At 60.1% G+C, this 1,139-nt stretch carries 1 rRNA gene; it reads right to left on the bottom strand.

The annotated features are described in order from the left end of the window. Nucleotides 1-328: 328 nt before the first annotated feature. Nucleotides 329-1,139, bottom strand: a 16S ribosomal RNA gene (locus tag G5C62_RS25770); the annotation flags it as partial.

Raw genomic sequence — 1,139 nt, 5'->3', positions numbered from 1 at the left:
AGTCACCCCGGGCGGTACGACGACAAGCAGGCCTCCCACAGAGCAAGCAACCCGACCCCCACAGGGGCCGGCCCACTCCCTCAGGACCCAACAGCGTGCCTACGACCAGACCAACTCCACCACCCCGATCCACACCCTCACCCAACTTCCGAAGAAGCAGGGGTCAACAGGCCGTACTAGGGGCAGCATCAGCTACCTGGCCGAACTGGTCAGCGTTCCACCCTCGAGCTCCGTCACGAACACCCGAGCACCCCCGAGAATGAGGGCACTTCACGGTCCGCGCACGGCTCTGGACCACCACACGAGTGTGGCGGCCAGTGCTCCTTAGAAAGGAGGTGATCCAGCCGCACCTTCCGGTACGGCTACCTTGTTACGACTTCGTCCCAATCGCCGATCCCGCCTTCGACGGCTCCCTCCCACAAGGGGTTGGGCCACCGGCTTCGGGCGTTACCGACTTTCGTGACGTGACGGGCGGTGTGTACAAGGCCCGGGAACGTATTCACCGCAGCGTTGCTGATCTGCGATTACTAGCGACTCCAACTTCATGGGGTCGAGTTGCAGACCCCAATCCGAACTGAGACCGGCTTTTTGGGATTCGCTCCACCTCGCGGTATCGCAGCCCTTTGTACCGGCCATTGTAGCATGTTTGCAGCCCTAGACATAAGGGGCATGATGATTTGACGTCATCCCCACCTTCCTCCGAGTTGACCCCGGCAGTCTCCTATGAGTCCCCACCATCACGTGCTGGCAACATAGAACGAGGGTTGCGCTCGTTGCGGGACTTAACCCAACATCTCACGACACGAGCTGACGACAACCATGCACCACCTGTGCACGACCCTTTAAAGGACCTGCCATCTCTGACAGATTTCCGTGCATGTCAAGCCTAGGTAAGGTTCTTCGCGTTGCATCGAATTAAGCAACATGCTCCGCCGCTTGTGCGGGCCCCCGTCAATTCCTTTGAGTTTTAGCCTTGCGGCCGTACTCCCCAGGCGGGGCGCTTAATGCGTTAGCTGCGGCACGGAGACCGTGGAATGGCCCCCACACCTAGCGCCCAACGTTTACGGCGTGGACTACCAGGGTATCTAATCCTGTTCGCTCCCCACGCTTTCGCTCCTCAGCGTCAGTTACTGCCCAGA

The sequence above is a fragment of the Modestobacter sp. KNN46-3 genome (assembly GCF_011039295.1).
Note: the sequence above shows the minus strand (reverse complement) of the source record. Positions and strands in the feature narration are given on the sequence as shown.